The organism is Sorangium sp. So ce327, assembly GCF_051530205.1.
Taxonomy (GTDB): Bacteria; Myxococcota_A; Polyangia; order Polyangiales; family Polyangiaceae; genus Sorangium; species Sorangium cellulosum_B.
This window is the reverse complement of the sequence record NZ_CP150330.1, coordinates 4,933,555-4,954,462: the sequence shown is the minus strand read 5'-3', so window position 1 is coordinate 4,954,462 and position 20,908 is coordinate 4,933,555. Positions and strand designations below refer to the sequence as shown.

Genomic DNA, 20,908 nt, shown 5'->3' with positions numbered 1-20,908 from the left:
AAGCCGGTGTCCTCTCGATGGGAGGCCCGGTGGCGCTCGGTCACGCGGAGCGCCGCGACCGCCGGGAGGGGCTTCACTGGAAGAGCGTGTCGGCCCTTTCCTTGATCCAGGCGCAGTCCGCGTCGTCAGTTGTACGGACCATCACGAAGGTGCTGTTGCACTCCTCCGGATCGGGATACGTCCTCGAGGCAGCCATTGTCGCCTTGAGGCTCGGAGGATCCGTTTCGAGCACGCTCTGCTCCGACACGAAACCGAGCCGACCCTCGATGCGATCGGTCGCGACCGCCACGCCGTCGAGCTCGGTCCGCGCCCGCTCGGCCACGTACACCGACCCGTCGATGAGCCCCTGGAGCTGAACCGTCATCCCCGGGTGCCCATCCTCGTCCTGATCGACGACGCGAGCGTCCGCCGGATCCGTGGGCAGCTCGTCCTGCGCCGGATCGCCGAGCGCCGCGCCGATCACCTCGTGGAGGGGCCCGAGCTTGTAGCGGAGCCCGCCTTCGCTCGCCGCAAACGTGCCCTCACGGGTCACCGGCGCGAGCGCCTCGCGGAAGCTGTCCGGGATGACGGCGTGCACGATCGCGTCCGGGTCCTCGGTGTAATGGTCGCAATACGTGCCCTGCAGGGAGATGGCGTCTCCATTCTGCTGCTGCGTGATGAGCATCACGCTGACGATGCGCGTCTGGAACGGCGGGAGACCCTGCGCCTGGGTGAGCTGCGACCCGACGGCGCGGTACGCCCACGTGCCGGAGACATCGGTGACGTCCGGGGCCGCGGCCTGCGCGCAGCCCGGCGACTCCCCGCCCGCACCTCCCGTCCCCGCGGAGCCCGTGCTCGTCGTCGCGCCCGTCGTCGTCGCGCCCACCGTCGTCGCGCCCTCGTTGTCAGCAGGATCCGATCCGCAACCCAGGAGGGGCAAGGCAAGCAATCCAGCGAACAGGTTGTACCTCATTCAAAGCTCCATGCATCGCCGGCCCGCGCGTCGAGGCGGCCGTGAGGAGGACCGCCTTCGGTCGTCCATGGCCAGCTCGTCTGCGTTCGGACGACCGGCGCGGTTGTTAGCATGAGCGCGCGCGGTGGAGGTGCGCCGACGCGCCGGCTCCTCATCTTTTTTTTCCGCCGCATCCGAAGCGCACGGCGAAGAGCAACACAAGGAAGGCTGCGTAGAGCAGAGGCCCCGTCGCGTCCTTTTTGCGCCGGGGAAGTCCCGAGCACCTTCACAGCGCCACCCCGCCACGGAGTCGTGTTTCTGGCAGGGACCGCGCCAGAGCTTCGCATGCGACACCGACCCGCGCATCCGCCTGGCCTCCTGAGGCGCATGGCTCGCGTGCTCGGCCTTGTATGTGGCGGTCGCCGTCGTCCTGATACGTGCGCTGCTCGAGGGTCTCGACGTCCCCGGGCGCGACGACTGATTCGAAGAGCTCCTCGCTGCGTTCGACAGAATCGTGGCCGATCTTCGTACTTCTCGCGAAGTTTTCGCGGGTATTTGAGGGGATCTTTCTCGAGCTCGTTCCCCGCGTCGGAAATCCCGCCAGAGATACCGGTCGATGACGAGCGGCCGCCGAAGAACAGCAGCGATCGCCGTGGTTTCCGTCTGGTTCGCTACCGAGGGCGACTCCGGTGTGGCCCAACGGGGCGCCCATCGCCGCCTCGCCCGCGGTAAAGGGCCGCGGCATCACCGGTCCCACCGTACAGCCACGCTGCACGCGCTGGTTGACATAGAGAACCCTATGCGGTCCGGCCCTCCTGGAGAAACGACGCTATAGCACCAACTTATCCATGCATCGATCAAAGAGGCCGCCTTCACTCCACAGCCTGCGGGGAATCACGGGCCGATGGCCCGGAGTCGCCGCTGCAACAGCGCTTTCACCGCAGGAGTGGGCGCGGATTTGACCGCCACATCCCGATAGCGCCGCGCCGCATCGTCATTTCCGCAGCGCCGATGCAAGTCGGCGAGCACCGCAGCCCACAAGTATGAGCCGGTCAGCCAAGTGGGCGGCTCAAGGCCTTCGAGAACCGCGAGCCCCGCGGCAGGCCCCTGCCACTCCGCCGTTGCGACCGCGCGATTCAGCCGGTGTATCGCGGAGGGGCCGAGCCGCTCCAAGAGGGCATAGCAGTCCACGACCCTTTCCCACCGGGTTTCTGCGACAGACGGCGCGAGACAATGCTCCGCGGCGATGCCGGCCTCCGCGTGGTACCTGGAAAACACATCACCCTGCGCAGATTTGGCCAGCCACGAAAGCCCAACCTGAATTTCCTGCTGGTCCCAAAGAGATCGGTCCTGCTCTTCCAGGAGCAGCAACCCGCCGGAGGCATCCTGGCGAGCGGTCATCCGTGCCGCGTGCAGATGCATCAGCGCCAGCAGGGCAAACGTTTCCGGAGTCCGGCCTACCGGGTGTTCCGCCAGGATGGCCGCCAGCCGCATCGCTTCGTCGCAGAGCTCTCGGCGGATCGCCGTCTCCGCGTAGGAAGCGAGGTAGCCCTCCGTGAACAGGAGGTAGAGGATTGCGTGCACGGCGGGGAGCCGCGAGGCGCACTGCTCTCCCGTGAGCTCGTCGCGGAGCAGCGGAGATTCCCGCAAGCGGCTGCGGGCACGACCAAGGCGCTTGTACACATTGGCTTCGCTGGCAAAGAGCCGCTCCGCGATCTCGCGGACATCGAAGCCGCAGAGGGTCTTCAGGGCAAACACAAGCTGCGATTCAACGGGGATCGCGTCGTCGCAGCAGACGAACAGCATCCTGAGCAGATCGTCTCGCACATCGCCCGCGAGGAAAGGGTCAGGACCGTTCTCCGGCGCACCGGGGTCGTCCAGGGCGTGCTGCTCCGCCTTGCGATCGCGGCGCGCTCGTCGGCGCATCTCTCCCACAAGGTGGTTGTGCGCCACGCGGAAGAGCCACGCGGATGGATTGTCCGGCAAGCCGGCAATCGTCCACGATTCAAGGGCAGCCATAAGCGCCGACTGAACTGCGTCCTCGACAGCCTCGATGTGCTGCAGTCCTACGCGGCGCGAGAGCATGGCGACCAACCGGCCGTATTCGTGCCGGAAGGAGTGCTCAAGCAGCCGAGGTGCGCTCAAGGAGCGTGGATCTCGATGACTTCGACGCCTGAACCGGGCCGCACGAGCCCTGGACATTCACGGGCCACTTGGATTGCCTCTTCCAGCGTCTGCGCCGAGACGATCATGTAGCCGCCGACCAGCTCTTTGACCTCCACGAAGGGCCCGTCCGGCGCAGGCTGCGTGGTGACGAGCCTTCCCGCGCCGAGCTTGCCTCCCATATCAGGCAGGTTCTTCTGGAACTTCTCCCTCCAATCGTTGAACTTGACGTACATCGCTTGCATTTGGGCAGGCGAGGGTTTCTCGCCATCTCCACCGGGCAGCGCTCGCTGCAAACACAGATATTTGGGCATGGTTTCTCCTTTGAGAGCTCCGCCGGTCACCTCGACCGGCACCCCCATGACGCTCGCGCGTCGGGGTTTTGGACACTCCCGGTCGTTTTTTGTCGAGGGCCCTCAGGTAGGCGGCGACGTCTTCCCGGGAGCAGGTCCCGGATCGCCGCGGCTCGCTGCGATCCCGAGGCGCTCGATGAAATGCGGCCATCCGATGGCGTGCTTCGCCGCTTCGGCCGGGATGAGACCGCTGTGCGCTCCACAGTGAGTACTTCTATACTACTGCACCGTCTGGTACACTACAAGCACTCACTTGTGGAGATGTCACGACGACGCTTCATCACAATTTCCACACCTGCCTGCCCGAGCTGAACCGCGACTTCGCGCAGGTGGTCGCCACGCTGGAGCGCGAGGCCGGTGTGACGCGCGGGAAGATGTTCGGCTCGGAGGGCCTCAAGATCGGAAAGAGCGTCTTTGCCATGGAGATGAAGGCTAGCGGCCCGGATTTTTTCTGAGAGGGACCTGTCGTGGCGCGACCCGCTCGAACGTCTCGGTGTTGGCGCCCAGGGCCCAGTCGGCGCGGGGGCGCAGGGGGTCACGCTCCTCCAAGCGAGCGGCGGGCTCGACATTCGGCCCAAGCTTGCTCACCCCTCCGGTGCCGCCGACAGCCCGAGCAGCCGACCGAGCGCCTCGTGAACGACCCGGACCGCCGCCTCGTCCCCGAGGGCGACAGCGCGGCTCAGGGTGCTGGCGAGCGAGGCGACCACGGCCGCCCGAGGCGACGGATCGTTCACGGCGAGCGCCCAGGCCCTGGGCTAGACGCGAGCCCCCGGATCCGCGCCACCCCGCGCGCCCCGGGCAAGCGCATCTGAAGCCGTGGAGCCGCCGGATTCACGTGCTCGAGCACGATCCACTCATCGCCTTGCAGGAATGTGATCCGCTGGTCCTCGGGCGCCGCCTGGAAGTACGACCAGTCGAAGCCCGCGAGGATGTCGGCGTTCGGCCCCTCGAGCGCCTTGCGAGGCGTGCTGATCGGTCCGCCACATCACCGCATCGATCGCGAAGGCGAAGCTCGCCTTGGCGATGACGGTGACGTAGTGCCGGCCCTGCGTGCGCCAGGCGATCGCGGCGGCCGCGGCGCCTTTCAGCGGCGTCACGGCGCCGCGCAGGAGCGCGCTCATGATCGTGCTCTCCGACGGCCGCTCCCGGCCATGGCTCGCCTCGGCACCATGAATCGCCTCCCTCGCTGAGTGCCCTCGCTTGTGTGAAGAGCGCGCGGCAATCTCGCGATCTATGTGTGACTAAAATTCTGGCGTCTTTTGTCGGGGTTTGGCGTCTTCTGGCGTCCCAACTTCTCGCTGTTTGCGTGCGGCTTCAACCCGTTTGCCGCTCTGGCGGTGATCGATGAGGACGATCCCCGCGCTGCTCACCATGACCAGGCGATCGGCGTCTTATCACGAACATAGCAGCCGTCGCCGTGGTTGTAGCAGCGCGCGACCCAGTTCTGGCAGGCCCATAGGGCATCGTTGGGAGTATGGCCCCACCAGATCTTGACATGGCCGACGTCAACCCATTTGCCCCACCATTGCCAGCAAATCCATTCGCTTTGGGTCACCGCTTGCTGCGCGCTTCCAACCGCCTCCACCGCGTCGGGGTCGATCGCGTCCGCTGACTCGGGATCAGCCTCCGCCGTCTGGGTCTCCTGCTCGTCGTCGCCTTCGAGGGAAGCGTCGCCAGCGCAGCCACCGAGCGCGGCTGCGGCACCGAGGAGCGTGAACGGGAGGACCCTCTTGCTGAACAAGCTCATCTCTTTACTCTCCTGAGATTTTTCCAGGAAGAGACCGTTCGCATCTCGGTCTCTCTCACGCCTGATGGATGCTGCGATGGCGAGCCATCCTTCACGCAATCGGGTACGGCCATCTCTTTTTTGAAAAAAACATCCTGTCGCGCTGGCGATCTCGCTCTCTCCAGGCCGGAGCTCCCGGAGATCATCTCTCGTCGGGCCCCCTCCCCGCCTTGAAGCTACGATGACAGCGCCGTGAAATTTCAGGGGCATCAGGCCAGGGCGAACAGGGCAAGCGGAGCGATCGGAGTCCGCGTCCGGCGCGCGATGTTGGCCGGCAATGGCGGCTCGCCAGCGGAGCGCGCCTTCGGTCAGGCCTCCACGCGCCGAGGACGCTCCGCGCTCGCGGGCTCGCGGCGCGGCGGCCGACCCTCCCTGGAAAAGACCATGGTGCCGTCGTCCACCGGACCGAGCTTCATCGCGAGCAGATCGAGCACGTAGTTCTGGCGGAAGTACCACGGCGCCTTCGATCCTTGCTTGGGCAGGTGGTCCACCGAGCGCCGCACGTAGCCCGACGTCAGGCCGAGCAGCGGCCGAGGATCGAGGATGGATTCGTCAGGGCGCGGCAAGCACTGCCGGTAGCCGTGTCGATCCATGTGGTTGAGCAGCCGGCAGACGTACGTCGAGGCCAGCTCGGCGCGCAGCGTCCACGACGCGTTAGTGTAACCGAGGCAGAGCGCGAAGTTCGGGACGCCGCCCAGCATCAACCCCTTGTAGATGAACGACCTGCCGGGCTCGAGGACGTCACCGTCGACGGCGAGCCGGATGCCGCCGCAGAGCAGGAGCTCCAGGCCCGTCGCCGTCACGATGATGTCCGCCTGGAGCTCCTTGCCCGACTCGAGCAGGACGCCGCTCTTCGTGAAGGTCCGGATGCTGTCGGTGACCACCGAGGCGCGCCCCTCCTTCACCGCACGGAAGAGATCGGCGTCCGGCACGAGGCAGAGGCGCTGATCCCATGGATCGTAGCGAGGGTTGAAGTGTGTATCGATGTCGAAGTCGGGCGGCAGATGCCGGGCGACGCCGCCGCGGAGCATCCGCCGGGCCAGCTTCGGCGCGCGCTGACAGACCTGGTAAATCAGCAAGCTGAGCGCGACGTTCTTCCAGCGGGCGACGCGGTGGGCGATTTGCTCCGGCAGGTGCTCGCGGATCGCGTTGGCTATCGGGTCCTCCGAGGGCAGCGAGGCGATGTACGTCGGCGAGCGCTGGAGCATCGTCACATGCGCCGCGTCGGCGGCCATCGCGGGCACCAGCGTCACGGCCGTGGCGCCGCTGCCGATGACGACGACGCGCTTGCCCCGGTAGTCGAGATCCTCCGGCCACTGCTGGGGGTGCACGAGCTGTCCCTGGAAGTCGTCGCGGCCAGGGAAGCTGGGCGTATACCCGCTCTCGTAGCGGTAGTAGCCGCTGCAGACGTACAGGAAGCTGCAGGAGTAACTGGCGCGCTCCTCGCCTGGGCCGACGTCCACCTCGACGGTCCAGCGCGCCTGCTCCGACGACCACGACGCGGCTCGAACCCGGTGATTGAACCGGATGTGCCGGTCGATGCCGAGCTCCCGGGCCGTGTCGCGCACGTAGTCGCGGATCGACGACCCGTCCGCGATCGCCTTGGCCTCCTTCCAGGGGCGGAAGGAATAGCCGAGCGTGAACATGTCCGAGTCCGAGCGGACGCCTGGGTAGCGGAACAGGTCCCAGGTACCGCCGATCGCGCTGCGCCCCTCGAGGATCGCGTACCGCTTGCCGGGGCAGCGCGTCTGGAGGTGGTAGCCGGCCGCGATGCCGGAGAGGCCGGCGCCTACGATGAGAACGTCGAAGTGCTCGGTGGACATGCTGGGTTCCCGGGGGCGAGCGCCGTGGCGCTCCAGGACCCGAGCATAGCGTGGCGGATCAGGGCTGGGCTCGACGCCACGCGCACATTTCGGGGCGCCGCGCGGCGCTGCGGCGAGGAGGCGCGCCAGCGCCCGGCCGGGCGCTGGCGCGCGGGTGCTCAGACCGCCGGCGCGCCGCTCGCAGCCGGCGCGGCCATCCCTGCCGCCTCACCTTCGGGCGCGGGCTTCGCCGAGGCAGCGCCCGCCGGCCTGCGGGTGAAGAGCCCCGCGACGAACCCGACGAAGGCCAGGACGCCGACGATGAACAGGGTGTCTCCGACGAGCCGCATCCAGCGCAGCGCCTCGAGGACCGGCTGCTGCATGAACTCCGCGCTCCGCGCATACCACAGCCCGCGCTCGACGCTGGCCCACGCCTGCGCCAGCCCGATCGGCAAGAGGCTCAGGAGGATCATGAGGCCGAGGCCGCCGTTCATCCCCCAGAACGCCACCCGGAGCCGCGCCTCGTTCCACACCGCGTCGGGGCGCAGGCGGCGGAGCATCACCAGCACGAGGCCGAGGGACAACAGCCCGTAGACGCCGAAGAGGGCGGCGTGCGCGTGCACGGGGGTCGTGTTGAGGCCCTGCATGTAATAGAGCGCGATCGGCGGGTTGATGAGGAAGCCGAACACCCCGGCGCCGACGAAGTTCCAGAACGCGACGGCGACGAAGAACTGGATGGGCCAGCGATAGGCCTGCATCCACGCGCTCCGGTGCTGCATCTGCCAGGTCTCGTGCGCCTCCATCCCCACGAGGACGAGCGGCACGACCTCCAGGGCGCTGAAGCTCGCGCCGACCGCCATCACCGAGACCGGCGTGCCGCTGAAGTAGAGGTGGTGAAACGTGCCGGGGATGCCCGAGACGAGGAAGATGCAGGTGGACAGGAGCGCCGCCCGCGCCGCGCTGTCGGGCCGCACGAGCCCGAACCGGGTGAACAGGAACGCGATGGCCGCGGTGGCGAACACCTCCATGAACCCCTCGACCCACAGGTGGACGACCCACCAGCGCCAGTACTCCATGACCGAGAGGTGCGTCTTCGCGCCGTAGAACAGCCCCACGCCGTAGAACATCCCGATCGCCACCGTCGCGCCGGTGAAGAGCAGCACGATGTGCCGGCTCATGTCGCGCCGCGAGAGCGCGGGCCAGAGCGCGCGCAGCATCAGGAAGAGCCAGAGCGCGAGGCCGCCGAAGAGCGCTATCTGGAAGGCGCGGCCGAGGTCGACGTACTCGTACCCCTGGTGCCCGAACCAGAACGAGTGCTCGAGCGCGAAGCGCTGCTTCACCGACAGCCACTCTCCGGCGAGCGAGCCGAAGACCACGAGGACGAGCGCCCCGAAGAGGACGTTCACGCCGAGCCGCTGCCCCTTCGGCTCGCGCCCGCCCACCGCCGGCGCGAGGAACAGCCCCGCCGCGAGGAACGCGGTCGCGATCCAGAAGACGCCGAGCTGGACGTGCCAGGTGCGCGTCACCGCGTACGGCAGGTAGTCCGCGACAGGCAGGCCGAAGACCTCGTGTCCTTCCACCGTGTAGTGCGCGGTCAGGGCGCCGAGCGCGACCTGGAGCACGAGCAGCGCGACGACGACGAGGCAGTACTTCCCGACGGCCCGCATCGACGGCGTGAGCACCCACCCCGAGAGCGGGTCGCTCGCCGGGGCGGCGACGGCCGGCTCCTCGCTGCGGCGGAACGCGTGGTACCAGACGAGCGCGCCGATCCCGGCGAGCAGCAGCACGATGCTGACGATCGACCAGATCACGTTGGCGGCCGTGGGGACGTTGCCGACGAGCGGCTCATGAGGCCAGTTGTTTGTGTAGCTGGCGCCGGTGCCAGGGCGCTCCGCGGCCGTGGCCCACGAGGTCCAGAAGAAGAAGGCGGTCAGCTTGTCGCGCCGCCCGGCGTCGGGGACCGCGCCCGTGTGCAGCGCGTAGCTCTCGCGCAGCCCGGTGAGGCTCGGCTCGTCGCCGAAGAGCGCGCGATAATGCGCCGCGGTCTGCTCGATCGCCAGCGCGCGATCCTCGGAGACCGTGAGCGCGCCGGTCGCGGCGTCGTAGCCGTTCTGGCGCATCGTCCGCTGGAGCCGCGCCTTGAGCGCGGCCTGCGCCTCGTCCGGGAGCGCCGCGAACGCCGCGCCGTGCTCTCGCTGGCTCCAGAGCGCGAGCTGCGCCTCGGCCTCGCGATGGAGCCAGTCGGCCGACCAGTCCGGCGCCTGGTAAGCGCCGTGCCCCCAGACGCTGCCGACCTGCTGCCCGCCGATGCTCTGATAGACGAGCTGCCCGTCCAGGATATCGTCCTTCGTGAGCAGCACCCGGCCGGCCGGCGTCTGGACCCGCTCGGGGATCGGCGGGGCCTTGCGGTACACCTCCCGACCCATGAAGCCGAGTATCAAGAAGCCAGCGGTGATGACGGCGGCGAGCGCCAGCCAGAGTCGTCGTAGGTTATGCATAGCGACCTCGTTGTTCGCGTGAGCCCCCGGCGCGCCCGCGCCTCCGCGGCGCGACCTCGAGGGCTCCGGTCGTGACGCCCGGCCCTGAAGCAGCCGGCGTGCCGCTGCCATGCGCCCCCTCGTTTCGTGCCTCCAGGCGGGTGGTGTTGCGATTTTCGCAACATCCGTACGTTGTCAAATCGACAACCACGTTGTACGATCGACAACATGGCGAAGCCGAACCTGGAGGCGCTGCTGTCGGTCGCGCTCGATCTCACGACGTCGCTGGGCGCCGAGGATCGGTACCGGCGCCTGCTCGAGGCGGTGCGGCACGTGGTGCCGTGTGATGCGGCGTGCCTGATGCAGTATCAGGACGGCGTGCTGGTGCCGCTCGCGGCGCACGGGCTCGCGCCGGAGGCGCTGGGGCGCACGTTTTGCACGAAGGCGCACCCGCGGCTCGACCTCCTCTGCCACGCGGAGGCGCCGGTGCGTTTCGCGCCGGACACCGAGCTGCCGGATCCGTTCGACGGGCTGCTCGCGTCGGACGCGACAGCGCTGGCGCACGTGCACGCGTGCCTTGGCTGTCCGCTGCGGGTCGAGGGCGCGCTCATCGGGCTGCTGACGGCCGACGCGCGCGACCCGCGGGCCTTCGAGGGGGTCGACGCGGCGACGCTCTCCTGGCTGGGCGCGCTGGCCGGCGCGGCGGTGCGCACGAGCCAGCTCATCGATGCGCTCGAGCACAGCGCCGAGCGGCTCGGCCTGGTGGCCGACGATCTCCGGCGGGCGGCGGAGCGGGAGCGGGGCGCGAGCCTGCTGGGGACGAGCCAGGCGATGCAGCGGCTGCGCGACGAGATCGCGCTCGTGGGGCCGTCGGATCTCACGGTGCTCATCACGGGCGAGACGGGCGTGGGGAAAGAGCTCGTGGCGCGCGCCGTCCACGCGGCGTCGGGGCGGCGGGGCGAGCCGCTGCTCCACGTGAACTGCGCGGCGCTGCCCGAGTCGGTGGCGGAGAGCGAGCTGTTCGGGCACGTGCGCGGCGCGTTCACCGGGGCGGAGCAGAGCCGGCCGGGGAAGCTCGAGGTGGCGGACAAGGGCACGCTGCTCCTCGACGAGATCGGCGAGCTGCCGCTGTCGATCCAGCCGAAGCTGCTACGGGCGCTGCAGGAGGGCGAGGTGCAGCGGGTCGGCGCCGATCGGTCGCTGCGCGTCGACGTGCGCGTCGTGGCGGCGACGAACCGCGATATCGAGCGGGAGGTGGCCGAGGGGCGCTTCCGGGCCGACCTGTTCCACCGGCTCAACGTCTACCGCCTCGCGGTGCCGCCGCTGCGCGAGCGGAGGAGCGATATCCCGCTGCTCGCCGGCCACTTCTGCGACGAGGCGCGCGCGCGGCTCGGCGTCGGGCCGGTGCGGCTGACGAAGGCGGCGCGAGAGCTGCTCGCGGGCGGCGCCTGGCCGGGGAACGTGCGCGAGCTGGAGAACACGGTGTTCCGGATGGTGCTGCAGGCGTCGCGGGGCGTGCCCCGCGGGGCGCCCGTGGTCGTCAAGCCGGCCCACCTGGGGGTCGACGTCGCCGCGGCGCCGGAGCCCGCGCCGCGCGAGGACGACGCGGAGAAGGCGGCGCCCGCCGCGGCGGCGGCGCCGCTGAACGAGCAGGTCGACGCGTTCCAGCGCGGGCTCATCGAGCGGGCCGTGGCGCAGGCCGACGGCAACTGGGCCGCCGCGGCGCGATCGCTCGGGATGCACCGCAGCAACCTGCACCACCTCGCGAAGCGGCTCGGGCTGCGCTGAGGAGAACGGAGACGGCGAGGCGCCGCCGTCGCGCCGGGGCCTCCGGGTGGGGTATCCTCGGCGGCGTGCGCCGCTCCCCTACCCCGGCGCCGTCGCGGAGGCTCTCCCCATGTTCACACGCATCGCGCACGTCTGTCTCAACGTGAGGGATCTGCAGCGCTCGGTCGACTTCTACGGCAAGCTCGGGTTCGCCACCAAGTTCAGCTTCACCCGCGAAGGCGCGCCGTTCGGCGCTTACCTCGAGATCGCCGACGGCAACTATATGGAGATGTTCGAGGACCGGAACCTCGGCGAGGTGGTCAATACCGGGATCGCCCACTTCTGCCTGGAGACCGACGACATGGACGCCGTGATGGCGACGCTGAAGAGCCGCGGCGTCCCGTTCACCGAGAAGAAGCTCGGCTGCGACAACACGTACCAGATCTGGCTGGCGGACCCCGACGGCAACAAGTTCGAGGTGCACCAGTACACGCCGACCAGCACGCAGTACACCGGAGGGGTGATCGAGGCGGACTGGTAGTCGGCGCAGGGGCGGCAGCCGGGGCTGGATGGAGGGGCGCTCCCCCGTCTGCTCATGGCGAGAGGCGAGGCGATCGGCGGGCTCATCGGTCCAGAGAAGCGGTGGAGCGGTGGACAGAGGAGCAGCCGAATGGCAACCCGAGTCCATGGACAACCGAATCTCAGGTCGCCTGTGGCGCCGGCGTGGGGTGGCTCAGGTGCTCTTGGTCGGCGCCGGCGCGGGCGCGCTGGCCTCCTGCTCGCCCAAGCGCGCCGAGGTCACGCCGCAGCCGGCGCCCACCGACAGGATCCTCACCGGCGCCGACGCGCTGGGCGACTGGACGACGGACGCGCCGGGCGTGAAGCGCAAGATCACCGTCGCCGACCTCCCCGCGCCCAACGAGGGCGAGTCGGTGACCAACAGCCCGAACAGGGCAGATCGTCCAGCCGGTGCGTTCCCCAAAGTCCCGTCGGGATTCACCGTCACCGAGCTCACCACGGGTCTGGAGAAGCCGCGCGTGGTGCAGGTGGCGCCGAACGGCGACGTGTTCGTGGCCGAGAGCGCGGCGGACCGGGTTCAGGTGCTCCGGGACACGGACGGCGACGGCAAGGCCGATGTCCGCAGCGTCTACGCCGAGGACCTGAACCGCCCCTTCGGCATCGCCTTCTATCCGAGCGGGACCGAGGCGCCGACGCACGTCTACATCGCGAACACCGACAGCGTTGTGCGGTTCCCTTACAAGGCGGGTGACACAAGGGCCAGCGGCCCGGCCGAGGCGCTGGTCACCAACATCCCCTCGGGCAGGGAGGCCGTGGGCGGCGGCGGCCACTGGACCCGCGATATCGTCTTCAGCAAGGACAACCAGCGAATGTTCGTGTCCGTGGGCTCCCGCTCCAACGTCGATGACGACGAGGACGAGATCCGGCGCGCCTGCATCCTGGCCTTCACGCCCGACGGCAAGAACGAGGTGCTCCATGCGTCAGGCATCCGCAACCCGGTCGGCCTGGCCATCGAGCCGGCGACGGGCGCGCTCTGGACCAGCGTGAACGAGCGCGACGAGCTGGGCGACAACCTGGTCCCCGACTACGTGACGCGCGTGCAAGAGGGCGGCTTCTACGGCTGGCCCTGGTACTACCTCGGCGGGCATCAGGATCCGCGGCACGAGGGCAAGCACCCCGAGCTCCGGGACAAGGTCATCGTGCCGGACGTGCTGATCCAGTCGCACTCGGCCTCCCTCGACCTCTGCTTCTACACGGGCCAGCAGTTCCCGGCCGACTACCAGGGACACATCTTCGCGGCGGAGCACGGCTCGTGGAACCGGTCGCGGCGCACCGGATACAAGGTGATCCGCGTCCCGGTCAAGGACGGCAAGGCGGCGGGATATTACGAAGACTTCATGACCGGCTTCGTCACGAGCACCGGTGACGTGTGGGGTCGCCCGGTCGGCGTCGCCGTGGCCAGGGACGGCGCGCTGCTGGTGACCGACGACCAGAGCAACACCGTGTGGCGGGTGGCCTACGGCAAGTGAGACCCTGGTCTTCCCGTGCGCTCAGCGCGGGCGGCGCTTCGGGCGACCGAGCAGCAATCCCAGCGCCGCGAGGAGGAGACCCGCCTGGGCGCCAGAGTCGCTCGCGTCGCTGCCCACGGCGCAGCTGCAGCCGGAGCTGGAGCCTTCTCCTTCTGTCGAGTCGCCGCTTCCCGAGCTGGCGTCCTGTCCGTTCGCCCCCCCGGACGCGGTGTCCATCGCGCCGCCGCTGCCTGAGCCACTTCCCATGACCCCGCCCGCGCCTCCGGTCCCGGGCTCGCCACCTGCGCCTCCGGTTGCGGCCTCGCCACCCGCGCCTCCGGTTGCGGCCTCGCCCCCCGCGCCTCCGGCTCCGGGCTCGCCCCCCGCGCCTCCGGCTCCGGCCGCGCCGCCCGCTCCTCCGGTGTCGTTGCCGCCGGGGACAGCGCCGGGACAAGCCGCCGTCTCTGGATCCTGACCACCGGCCCTGTCGAGTCCGAAATAGGCGGCGACGGCGGGTCCATCGAACGGCACGGCGTGCCCGACGCCGTCCATCGAAAAGGCCTCATAGACCGTGTAGCCGCAGGAGCTCTTCCAGGACTGGCGCGTGGTTCCGCGCTTCGGCGTGTCGGTCCCACTCGGGGTTTCGCTCAACCCCAGGAGGTTCGTCCACTCCTTGACGTCTTCAGCCATGTTCTTGTAGCTGAGGATCGTGTCGGCGGTGCCATGCCAGTGCTGCAGGCGCGGGCGATGGCCGGTGTAACCGGGAAAATACGAACGAACGAGGTCTCCCCACTGCTGCCCGGTCTTCGTGACGTTGCCGCCCCCGCAGGGCCCGCTCCACTGGGCCGAGCTCCCCGTCCCGGTGACGTCGTTGTAGCCCTCGGCCCAGCAGCCGCACGGAACACCCATGAGCGACACGCCGGCCATGAACACGTCCGGATACACACCGAGCAGCGCCTCGGTCATGATGCCGCCCGACGACCCGCCGACCGAGTACACGCGGCCCGCATCGCCGCTGTACTTCGCGAGCGTGTATTTCACCATCTGGACGATGGCCCCCGTGTCGCCGCCGCCGCCGTGGTTGAGCGATCTCGTCGATCCCGCGTCCCAGCAGTTCTGCCCGGTGGCCTCCGGGAAGATCATGATGAAGCCGCTGGTGTTCGCTATGGACACCAGGCTCGACATCTCGCTGAACGTGCCCTGGCCATTTCCCTGGCAATGATGGGGAGCGACGACGATGGGAGGCTTGGCCGCCAGCTTGTCAGGCACGTAGATGTACATGTTGACGTAGCTGGGCAGGCCGTCCGCCCCCCATTCGCTCTGGTTGACTTTCTGCAGCGATGCCCCGCGCGCAGGCAGCGCAACGAGCAGCGCCAGCGAGAGCGACGCGAGCCCGAGGACGTGACTTTTGAATTGGTCCATCGAACAGAGACTCCCTATCAACGACAACCTGGCACGCGAGCCAGCGCCGCTTTGTTTCGCGCACTCTAGAGCGACAAGCGGGCTGAAACCCCGAGGAACAGCGGGGATTTCACAGGGAGCCGAGGAGGCGGGGAGCGAGAGACCGCGGGTAAGGAGAGCTGCTTCTCTTCTTCCTCCCCGCCTCCTCGCCTCCCTGTGAAAATTCTCCGGGTTTCAACACGATCGGTGTTCTAGAACTGACTCAGGAACGTCCACACTTCCTGAGGCATCCATGACATCTGCTGCCCGCCGTCGTTCGGCGACGGGGTATGACCGCCGTCGTAGTCACACCAGCGGGTGGGGTGCCCCGCGGAGCAGCCCTTGTAGTCCGAGCAGGCGTGGCCACCTCTGGGCGCCTTGGCCAGGGACTCCACCATGCATCCATTTTGCTTGGCGAAGAAATCGCTGTTGGAGGTCTGTCCGGCTCCGCCGCTCTCCTGCTGACCGAGCGAAGACATGAAGGCGACCGGCTGACAGCTCGCCGGCCGGGGGAGACCGCCGCCGGAGTGCACGACCGCGGCGCGGTAAACGTCCGGACGCGCGCAGGCCAGCGTCCACGCCATCGCCCCCCCCTGGCTGAAGCCTTCGAGCTCGATGCGCGAGGTGTCGATGCAGAGATCGCCCGTGACCTGCTTGAGGATGTCGTCGACGAAGGTCACATCGTCGGCTGACCAGATCCCGCCGACAGCGTCGGGCGCGATGAAGATGGTGCTCCCTTCGGAGAGCGACCAGAGCCCGAAATAAGAGGGCGCAACCTGGCCGCTGTTGCCCGTGGCCCCGTGGAAGGAGAGAATGAGCCGGTACGGGTGGTCGCTATCGTAATCATCGGGGGCGCGCAGGGCGTATTTGCGGCTCTTTCCGCCGCTCTGCACGGTGCCAGCGCCGTTCTGGAGCGTGCGCATCTTGCCGCAGCCTGCGGACTTCACCGCGTCACCTCCACCTCCGTCACCGCCGGCCCCGCCTGTCCCGGCGCCGCCCGCGCCGCCCGCGCCGCCCGTTCCACCCGAGCCCGCTCCACCGGCGCCGACGGTCGCTCCGCCGCTACCGGCGGCTTCGCCGCTGCTCGTGCCACCGGAAGCGCTGCTCGACCCAGCGGTCACGCCGGTCGACGCCCCGCTGGCGGCTGACACGCTCGAGCTGCCCGCGCCCGCAGCTTGTGCCGCGTCGCCGCCCTCATCGCCGCACGCCAGCATCGCGACGCTCGAGAGCAAACAGAAGACATGGATGCGACTGACGGCTTTCTTTTCGTGGTGCACAATGCCCCTCTGGTTGCGTTGCGCCTGCGCGAAGCGCTCACTTGAGACCGACGACGGCGAACTGCGAGATTGGCAGACAGTGGTTGCCAGATGTTCCGCGCTTGGAGTGCGCCCTGGTGTCATCCCAGCCGAGCCCGACCGCTGCTCCTCCTTTCCCCCGGCATGCGCCTCGTCCGGGGCCATGGCGCGACCGTCGAGGTGAACGCGCACGACGCAGGACCCGGTGCGCCTGGCGGCCCATCCAGGGGAAGGCAAAAGAATATTCGGAGTGCCGAATGTGAACGCTCACATAGCCGGCGTCAATCACAAACTGGCGCGGCGAGCGCGAGGCCCGCGCCTGGGGAGGACCGGAGCTGGTGGCGCGGGGTGACCGCGCCTTCGAGCCTCACGCTCGCGTCGCTGACGGCAGCCGCACCGACGCGTTGCGGCGCGGGCCTGCCGCGCCGACGCCGCTCGAGGGGCGAGCCGCGGCGGGTCCAGGGCGCTGCGGCGTGGTGGTCACGGCGGGAGAGCGCGCAGGCGACCGGCCTGCCCGCCGCGTCACGCTCACTCCGTCGAGGCTCCGCACGCGTGCTGCGGCGCGCTGACGTAGGCTTGACCGAGCTCGTTGAGCTCGCCGTCGTCGCCGAGCAAGCTCGCGTGCCGGACGTTGTCGGCGCGGCCCGAGAACCACGCGTACTTCGCGATCCGGGGCTCGTTCTCGAGGTACGCCAGCGCGTCGACGAGGAACTCCTTCTGCTCGGCGAGGGAGCCCGCGCTGTCGCACGCGAACTCGGTGAGCCAGAGGGGCTTGTCGAACCGTGACTTGTACGTCTCGACGTGGTTGATGAGCCACTGAGCCTGGTTGTCGCCTTCTCCCTTGCAGCCGGTGTAGATGTGGATACCGATGTAATCGACCCGGCACCCCCTGCACGCGGCGAAGAAGTCGTCCAGGTACTTGAAGGGATCGGTCTCCTGGCAATCGCCGCCGCAGAAGTTCACGGCCGGCGACACGAGCGCGAGGCCGCGCGCGTCGGCCACCGCCTCGACGTGCGGCCAGAGAGCCGCGGCTTCGGCCGCGGAGAGGTCGGCCTGCGCCCCGAAGTTCGGCTCGTTGAACCCCAGCAGGAACCTCGCCCCCTCGGGGATCTCGGAGGCGATGCGGCCGGCGGCGGCGCTGTCGAGGTTGCCCCCGCCCCACACCATCGGTACGTACTCGACGCCGAGCGTCCTGTAATAATCGGGCCGGACACCCTCGTCCGGAACATGAGTCCAGTTGTACCACCAGGACACTGCCGGGGAGAGGACATCCATGTCGGCCTTCGAGTGATAGCCATACGCGAGGCCGCGCTTGCAGCCCGCCGGCGCAGGGCCGCCGCTGCCGCTCGAGCTTGCGGCGCCGCTGCTGCTGCTCGAGCTGCCCGCGCCGCTGCCGCTCGAGCTTGCGGCGCCGCTGCTGCTCGAGCTGCCCGCGCCGGCGCCGCTCGAGCTTGCGGCGCCGCTGCTGCTGCTCGAGCTGCCCGCGCCGGCGCCGCTCGACCCCGACGACGCCTGTGCCTCGTCGTCGCTGCTCGAGCACGCCGGCACCGCGGCGAAGGACGCGATAGCGGCGATGTAGACCCACCGCGCCGGAAGCTGACGGAGATTGTGCATGGTGTTCCTCGGTTTCATGGGGCTCACTCCGGCAGGCGCATCGAGATCATGGCGTCGATCGAGCCGCGCGAGAGCCCGCCCGGCAGATCGGGGAGCATCTCGGCCGCGGCGGAGGGGATCCTCTCGGGGTGGATGACCGCGACCTGGATCGTGCGCTGCGCCTCATCGAGCAGGATCATGAAGTAGCGATCGCCGCTGGGCCGGCGCCATGTCGGGCAGCCGTCCGAGGGCCCGCCGGCCTCGATGACGGGCCCCTTGTCGTAGGCCTTTTGCGCGCACGCATCGACCACCTCGACGTCCTCGGCGAACTCGTCGCGATCACAGCCGGTCCCGCAGACGCTGCCGCCGATGTGCCCCTCCTGGTACGAGCGGACACCGGTGCTCATGAACTCGCGGTTGCTGTACTCGTTGTTGTCCATCACGACCTCGAACACGTTGATCTCGCCGCAGCCGTCGCCGACGGTGCCCGTCTTCGAGTAGCAGTTGCAGAGCCCGTTCCACTTGCGGCCGCCGTCGCGAATGAGCTCGGAAGCGACGAACGCGACCCACGGGCCGGGGTGGCCCTGCCCATCGCCGTCGCATTTCTCGACGCCCGCGTCGTCGAACGTCATCGACGCCAGGAAGACCACGAGCTTCGAGCCCGCCCAGCCGAGGTGCATGATGCCCGGATCGTCGGGACAGTAATAATCCTTGCCGTCACCGCACGCGAAGGGCTTGTCCTGCGTGAAGTACGTGACGCAGTCCTTCTTCGTGAGGTCGCCCGTGAAGTCGGCGGAGGTGGTCTGCCCTTCCGTGACGAGCAGATTGGAGCCTGCGCCGTTCTTCGCGTCCCACGACGAGACCATCTGCCATGCGGCCGGGTCGCTGCCGGGCTGGTAGACGGCGAGCTGCTTCACGCGGATGGCCTTCATGATGAGGGTCATCTCTTCATCGAACGGGGCGAGCCTGTCGCTCGTCGTCTGATGCTCGGTCATGCAGCAGTGCCCGCCCCAGGTGTCGTCGCCGTCCTTGTAGTCGCACGCCGGGTCGCCCGGCTCGCGGTCGATGCGGCGGGGCCACCAGCCGGGCGCGCCGATGTTCGTGAACGTCATCGTCCCGCCGCGCGTGGGCGTGCTCGGCTCGGGGACGTGGGGGCCGAGACCTCCGCCGGCGCCCGTCGTGCTGCCGGACGGGCCTTGGCCGGCGCCGGTGGTGCTGGCGGACGAGGCTGCGCCGGCGCCCGTCGTGCCGGTGGAGAGACCTCCGCTCGCCTGGCCTCCCTGACCGCCCTGCCCTCCGACATCGCCTCCGTCACCGCAGGCGCACGCGAGGAGGACGAGGGCAGCCTGCACCATCAACGAGGAGCGCTTCATGCCCGTGACTGTCTCCGGAGCGCGCGCGTTCCGTGATGGAAAACGGAGGGGTCGGAGCCGATTGGTCATCGAGAGGCCCACATGGGCGCCGCTCGGGCCCGAGCCGATCGAGCGCGGTCTCGCAAATCGGACCGACGGGCGGCGGAGACAGCAAAGTCGACTCCCGAGTTCTCCCGCGAGAGGGGCCATCCGGCGGTGGGGTATTTTGGCCGAAGGTGGGGTCTTTTGAACCGAGAGGACGTGCGATCGTCAGACGCGTCGTCTGCTAGAGTGCGCGCGGGAATATCGGTCTCGCGATCCACCCGGCTCGGGCAGTAGGGGGAAGTGAGGACGGAATTCTTGTGCTGTGAATTTTCTTGCTGAGCAGGAGGCCTATGAACCAGCATGTCCGATGCGCCCTTTCGGCGTTGCTTGCGGCGGTGTCAGTGAGCGTGGCAGTGCCGGTCCGGGCGGATGTGACCATCTCGGACGATGTATTGCCCTCGAGCCCGTCGGACCCGTGGGACCTCGGGGAGAGCCCTCTGCTGGTCGGCGGCACGATACGGGGCATGCCCCGTTCGGGGGGCGTGCGCGTCTTCAACAAGGGGAGGATGCTCAGCCCCGGCGCCCTCATCGGCGGGCCTTACGAGGGCTCCGGTAAGGTCGAGGTGGTCGGGTACGGATCGCAGTGGACCAACAATGGCTCTCTCGCGGTCGGCGCGGGCCACTTCGCCTGGGGCTGGCTCATCGTACGGACCGGCGCCAGCGTCATCACCGACGATCTCCTGGTCAGCGGGCCGTACTTCCACGCCTACGGCGACGTGCTCGTCGAGGGCTACGACGCGACCCTGACGAGCCGAACCAACGCGTACATCGGTGACCTGTGGGGCGGCAGGTTCGAGATCCGAAAAGGAGCCAGCTTCTTCTCGCACAACGTCTATTTCGGTGCCAACGCCCCGGATGGCCCTTTCCGCCCGATCGAGGCGTTCATCACAGGCTCCGCGACGAGGTGGGTGAGCACGGGGGAGTTCGTCGTCGGCGCCGGCAGGGCCGCGCAGCTGACCGTCTACCGGGGCGAGCTCTCCACCGTGAACGCGCAGGTCCTCGGCAACGAGCTCGAGAACAGCGTTGTCAGCGTGAGCGGCTGGGGCGGCACCTGGACGAACGCGGGGCTGCTGTCGGTGGGGGGAGACGATGGAATCGGCGGGATCGCCCTTGGAGCGCTGGGGACCCTGGCCACGGAGGAGGCCGAGATCCGCTCGCGAGGCGGCGCGGCGTACGTCTACGTGACCGACGTCTATGCGTCGTGGATCAACAGCGGTGACGTCACGATCCTCGCGTCCACCGACTCGTCGGTCTATCCGGCGCTGCAAATCGACGGGGGAGGATCCGTCCGCATCGGCGGCCTCCTCCGGCTCGCGCCGCTGCCAGGCGCTCCCGGCGGCCCGATGTGGGCGGTGCGGCTCGCGGACGGCGAGCTCATTGCGGGAGAGATCGAGGTCCAGGCCGGCTACGTCATCGATTTCTACCGGGGGCGCCTCGAGACCAGCAGCTTCACGGGCGATCTCGCGAACCCCTCGCTCGGCACGCTGGTCGTGGGCGAGGTGTACCCCTCGACGAGCGTCGCCGGGAGCTACAGTCAGGGCTCGTTCGCGAGGCTGAGCGTGACCGTCGCCGGGCCGAGCGCCGCGCCGCTCCTGTTCGTGGACGGGGACGTGACCCTCGACGGGGCCCTGGAGATCCACGTGGAGGACGAGGCCATGCCCTTCCAGGCCGGCGACACAGTCGCCGTGCTCGGCTGGAGCGGCGCCCTCCTGGGGACGTTCTCCGAGGTGAGCATCGATGTGCCGCTCGCCCCCGGGCTCGCCTGGGACACCTCGGCGCTGTACACGACCGGCGAGATCGTCGTCGTGCCTGGTTGA

18 protein-coding genes and 1 pseudogene are annotated in these 20,908 nt (G+C 69.0%); 6 read left to right on the top strand and 13 right to left on the bottom strand.

Translation table 11 applies throughout. The annotated features are described in order from the left end of the window. Positions 1 to 73: 73 nt before the first annotated feature. The 3 genes from WME95_RS18540 to WME95_RS18530 all read right to left on the bottom strand — a co-directional run bounded on the left by WME95_RS18540 (position 74) and on the right by WME95_RS18530 (position 3,408). Complete coding sequence (locus tag WME95_RS18540; RefSeq protein WP_437909691.1) at positions 74 to 952, bottom strand: hypothetical protein; 879 nt, start codon at positions 950 to 952, stop codon at positions 74 to 76. A gap of 873 nt (positions 953 to 1,825) precedes the next feature. After that, complete coding sequence (locus tag WME95_RS18535) at positions 1,826 to 3,133, bottom strand: RNA polymerase sigma factor (RefSeq protein WP_437909690.1); 1,308 nt, start codon at positions 3,131 to 3,133, stop codon at positions 1,826 to 1,828. Continuing rightward, on the bottom strand, positions 3,073 to 3,408 hold the full coding sequence (locus WME95_RS18530; protein ID WP_437909689.1) for a YciI family protein: 336 nt from the start codon (positions 3,406 to 3,408) through the stop codon (positions 3,073 to 3,075). The genes WME95_RS18535 and WME95_RS18530 overlap by 61 nt, the downstream gene beginning before the upstream one ends. Before the next feature lie 368 nt (positions 3,409 to 3,776). On the opposite strand from WME95_RS18530, the gene WME95_RS18525 reads away from it, so the two are divergent. Further along, entirely contained in the window at positions 3,777 to 3,902 is a 126-nt protein-coding gene (locus WME95_RS18525) for a hypothetical protein (RefSeq protein WP_437909688.1), read from the top strand. 129 nt (positions 3,903 to 4,031) lie between these two features. Here WME95_RS18525 and WME95_RS18520 read toward each other — a convergent pair whose 3' ends face one another. The 6 genes from WME95_RS18520 to WME95_RS18495 form a co-directional block, all read right to left on the bottom strand. Then, positions 4,032 to 4,181, bottom strand: coding sequence for a hypothetical protein (locus WME95_RS18520; RefSeq protein ID WP_437909687.1), 150 nt, complete (start codon positions 4,179 to 4,181; stop codon positions 4,032 to 4,034). Next, complete coding sequence (locus tag WME95_RS18515; RefSeq protein WP_437910997.1) at positions 4,178 to 4,315, bottom strand: hypothetical protein; 138 nt, start codon at positions 4,313 to 4,315, stop codon at positions 4,178 to 4,180. Before WME95_RS18515 ends, WME95_RS18520 begins: the two co-directional genes overlap by 4 nt. Continuing rightward, positions 4,302 to 4,568 (bottom strand): hypothetical protein, encoded by a 267-nt coding sequence (locus WME95_RS18510; RefSeq protein ID WP_437909686.1) that lies wholly within the window; start codon positions 4,566 to 4,568, stop codon positions 4,302 to 4,304. Before WME95_RS18510 ends, WME95_RS18515 begins: the two co-directional genes overlap by 14 nt. A gap of 245 nt (positions 4,569 to 4,813) precedes the next feature. After that, the gene (locus WME95_RS18505; protein ID WP_437909685.1) at positions 4,814 to 5,194 is read right to left on the bottom strand and encodes a hypothetical protein; all 381 of its coding nucleotides are present in this window, start codon (positions 5,192 to 5,194) and stop codon (positions 4,814 to 4,816) included. A 347-nt stretch (positions 5,195 to 5,541) separates the two neighbouring features. Beyond that, positions 5,542 to 7,056, bottom strand: a complete 1,515-nt coding sequence (locus WME95_RS18500) for a flavin-containing monooxygenase (protein WP_437909684.1) — start codon at positions 7,054 to 7,056, stop codon at positions 5,542 to 5,544. A gap of 158 nt (positions 7,057 to 7,214) precedes the next feature. Then, on the bottom strand, positions 7,215 to 9,533 hold the full coding sequence (locus WME95_RS18495; RefSeq protein ID WP_437909683.1) for a nitric-oxide reductase large subunit: 2,319 nt from the start codon (positions 9,531 to 9,533) through the stop codon (positions 7,215 to 7,217). A gap of 207 nt (positions 9,534 to 9,740) precedes the next feature. On the opposite strand from WME95_RS18495, the gene norR reads away from it, so the two are divergent. The 3 genes from norR to WME95_RS18480 all read left to right on the top strand — a co-directional run bounded on the left by norR (position 9,741) and on the right by WME95_RS18480 (position 13,327). Then, entirely contained in the window at positions 9,741 to 11,300 is a 1,560-nt protein-coding gene (gene norR / locus WME95_RS18490; RefSeq protein WP_437909682.1) for a nitric oxide reductase transcriptional regulator NorR, read from the top strand. A gap of 109 nt (positions 11,301 to 11,409) precedes the next feature. After that, complete coding sequence (locus tag WME95_RS18485; RefSeq protein ID WP_437909681.1) at positions 11,410 to 11,820, top strand: VOC family protein; 411 nt, start codon at positions 11,410 to 11,412, stop codon at positions 11,818 to 11,820. A 196-nt stretch (positions 11,821 to 12,016) separates the two neighbouring features. Beyond that, positions 12,017 to 13,327: a PQQ-dependent sugar dehydrogenase gene (locus tag WME95_RS18480; protein ID WP_437909680.1), complete on the top strand. Its 1,311-nt coding sequence runs from the start codon at positions 12,017 to 12,019 to the stop codon at positions 13,325 to 13,327. Between the two features lie 21 nt (positions 13,328 to 13,348). On the opposite strand, the gene WME95_RS18475 is transcribed toward WME95_RS18480, so the two are convergent. The 3 genes and pseudogenes from WME95_RS18475 to WME95_RS18465 all read right to left on the bottom strand — a co-directional run. Further along, a complete protein-coding gene (locus WME95_RS18475; protein ID WP_437909679.1) occupies positions 13,349 to 14,728 on the bottom strand; it encodes an extracellular catalytic domain type 1 short-chain-length polyhydroxyalkanoate depolymerase in 1,380 nt (459 codons plus the stop codon). 230 nt (positions 14,729 to 14,958) lie between these two features. Beyond that, on the bottom strand, positions 14,959 to 15,897 hold the full coding sequence (locus tag WME95_RS18470) for an alpha/beta hydrolase family esterase (protein ID WP_437909678.1): 939 nt from the start codon (positions 15,895 to 15,897) through the stop codon (positions 14,959 to 14,961). Between the two features lie 672 nt (positions 15,898 to 16,569). Next, a pseudogene (locus WME95_RS18465) lies at positions 16,570 to 17,337 on the bottom strand (glycoside hydrolase family protein); the annotation flags it as partial. Between the two features lie 16 nt (positions 17,338 to 17,353). Here WME95_RS18465 and WME95_RS18460 point away from each other — a divergent pair. Continuing rightward, a complete protein-coding gene (locus WME95_RS18460; RefSeq protein WP_437911138.1) occupies positions 17,354 to 17,620 on the top strand; it encodes a hypothetical protein in 267 nt (88 codons plus the stop codon). A 58-nt stretch (positions 17,621 to 17,678) separates the two neighbouring features. Here WME95_RS18460 and WME95_RS18455 read toward each other — a convergent pair whose 3' ends face one another. Beyond that, on the bottom strand, positions 17,679 to 19,007 hold the full coding sequence (locus tag WME95_RS18455; RefSeq protein ID WP_437909677.1) for a DUF2403 domain-containing lipoprotein: 1,329 nt from the start codon (positions 19,005 to 19,007) through the stop codon (positions 17,679 to 17,681). Between the two features lie 548 nt (positions 19,008 to 19,555). Between WME95_RS18455 and WME95_RS18450 the strand changes: the two genes are divergently transcribed. Then, a complete protein-coding gene (locus tag WME95_RS18450) occupies positions 19,556 to 20,908 on the top strand; it encodes a hypothetical protein (protein WP_437909676.1) in 1,353 nt (450 codons plus the stop codon).

Excerpts from the sequence above, each read along its gene's own strand:
- WME95_RS18540 (WP_437909691.1), bottom strand. The coding sequence starts at position 952 with ATGAGGTACAACCTGTTCGCTGGATTGCTTGCCTTGCCCCTCCTGGGT.
- WME95_RS18535 (WP_437909690.1), bottom strand. The coding sequence starts at position 3,133 with ATGTCCAGGGCTCGTGCGGCCCGGTTCAGGCGTCGAAGTCATCGAGAT.
- WME95_RS18530 (WP_437909689.1), bottom strand. The coding sequence starts at position 3,408 with ATGCCCAAATATCTGTGTTTGCAGCGAGCGCTGCCCGGTGGAGATGGC.
- WME95_RS18510 (WP_437909686.1), bottom strand. The coding sequence starts at position 4,568 with ATGAGCGCGCTCCTGCGCGGCGCCGTGACGCCGCTGAAAGGCGCCGCG.
- WME95_RS18505 (WP_437909685.1), bottom strand. The coding sequence starts at position 5,194 with ATGAGCTTGTTCAGCAAGAGGGTCCTCCCGTTCACGCTCCTCGGTGCC.
- WME95_RS18500 (WP_437909684.1), bottom strand. The coding sequence starts at position 7,056 with ATGTCCACCGAGCACTTCGACGTTCTCATCGTAGGCGCCGGCCTCTCC.
- WME95_RS18495 (WP_437909683.1), bottom strand. The coding sequence starts at position 9,533 with ATGCATAACCTACGACGACTCTGGCTGGCGCTCGCCGCCGTCATCACC.
- norR (WP_437909682.1), top strand. The coding sequence starts at position 9,741 with ATGGCGAAGCCGAACCTGGAGGCGCTGCTGTCGGTCGCGCTCGATCTC.
- WME95_RS18485 (WP_437909681.1), top strand. The coding sequence starts at position 11,410 with ATGTTCACACGCATCGCGCACGTCTGTCTCAACGTGAGGGATCTGCAG.
- WME95_RS18475 (WP_437909679.1), bottom strand. The coding sequence starts at position 14,728 with ATGGACCAATTCAAAAGTCACGTCCTCGGGCTCGCGTCGCTCTCGCTG.
- WME95_RS18455 (WP_437909677.1), bottom strand. The coding sequence starts at position 19,007 with ATGAAGCGCTCCTCGTTGATGGTGCAGGCTGCCCTCGTCCTCCTCGCG.
- WME95_RS18450 (WP_437909676.1), top strand. The coding sequence starts at position 19,556 with ATGCCCCGTTCGGGGGGCGTGCGCGTCTTCAACAAGGGGAGGATGCTC.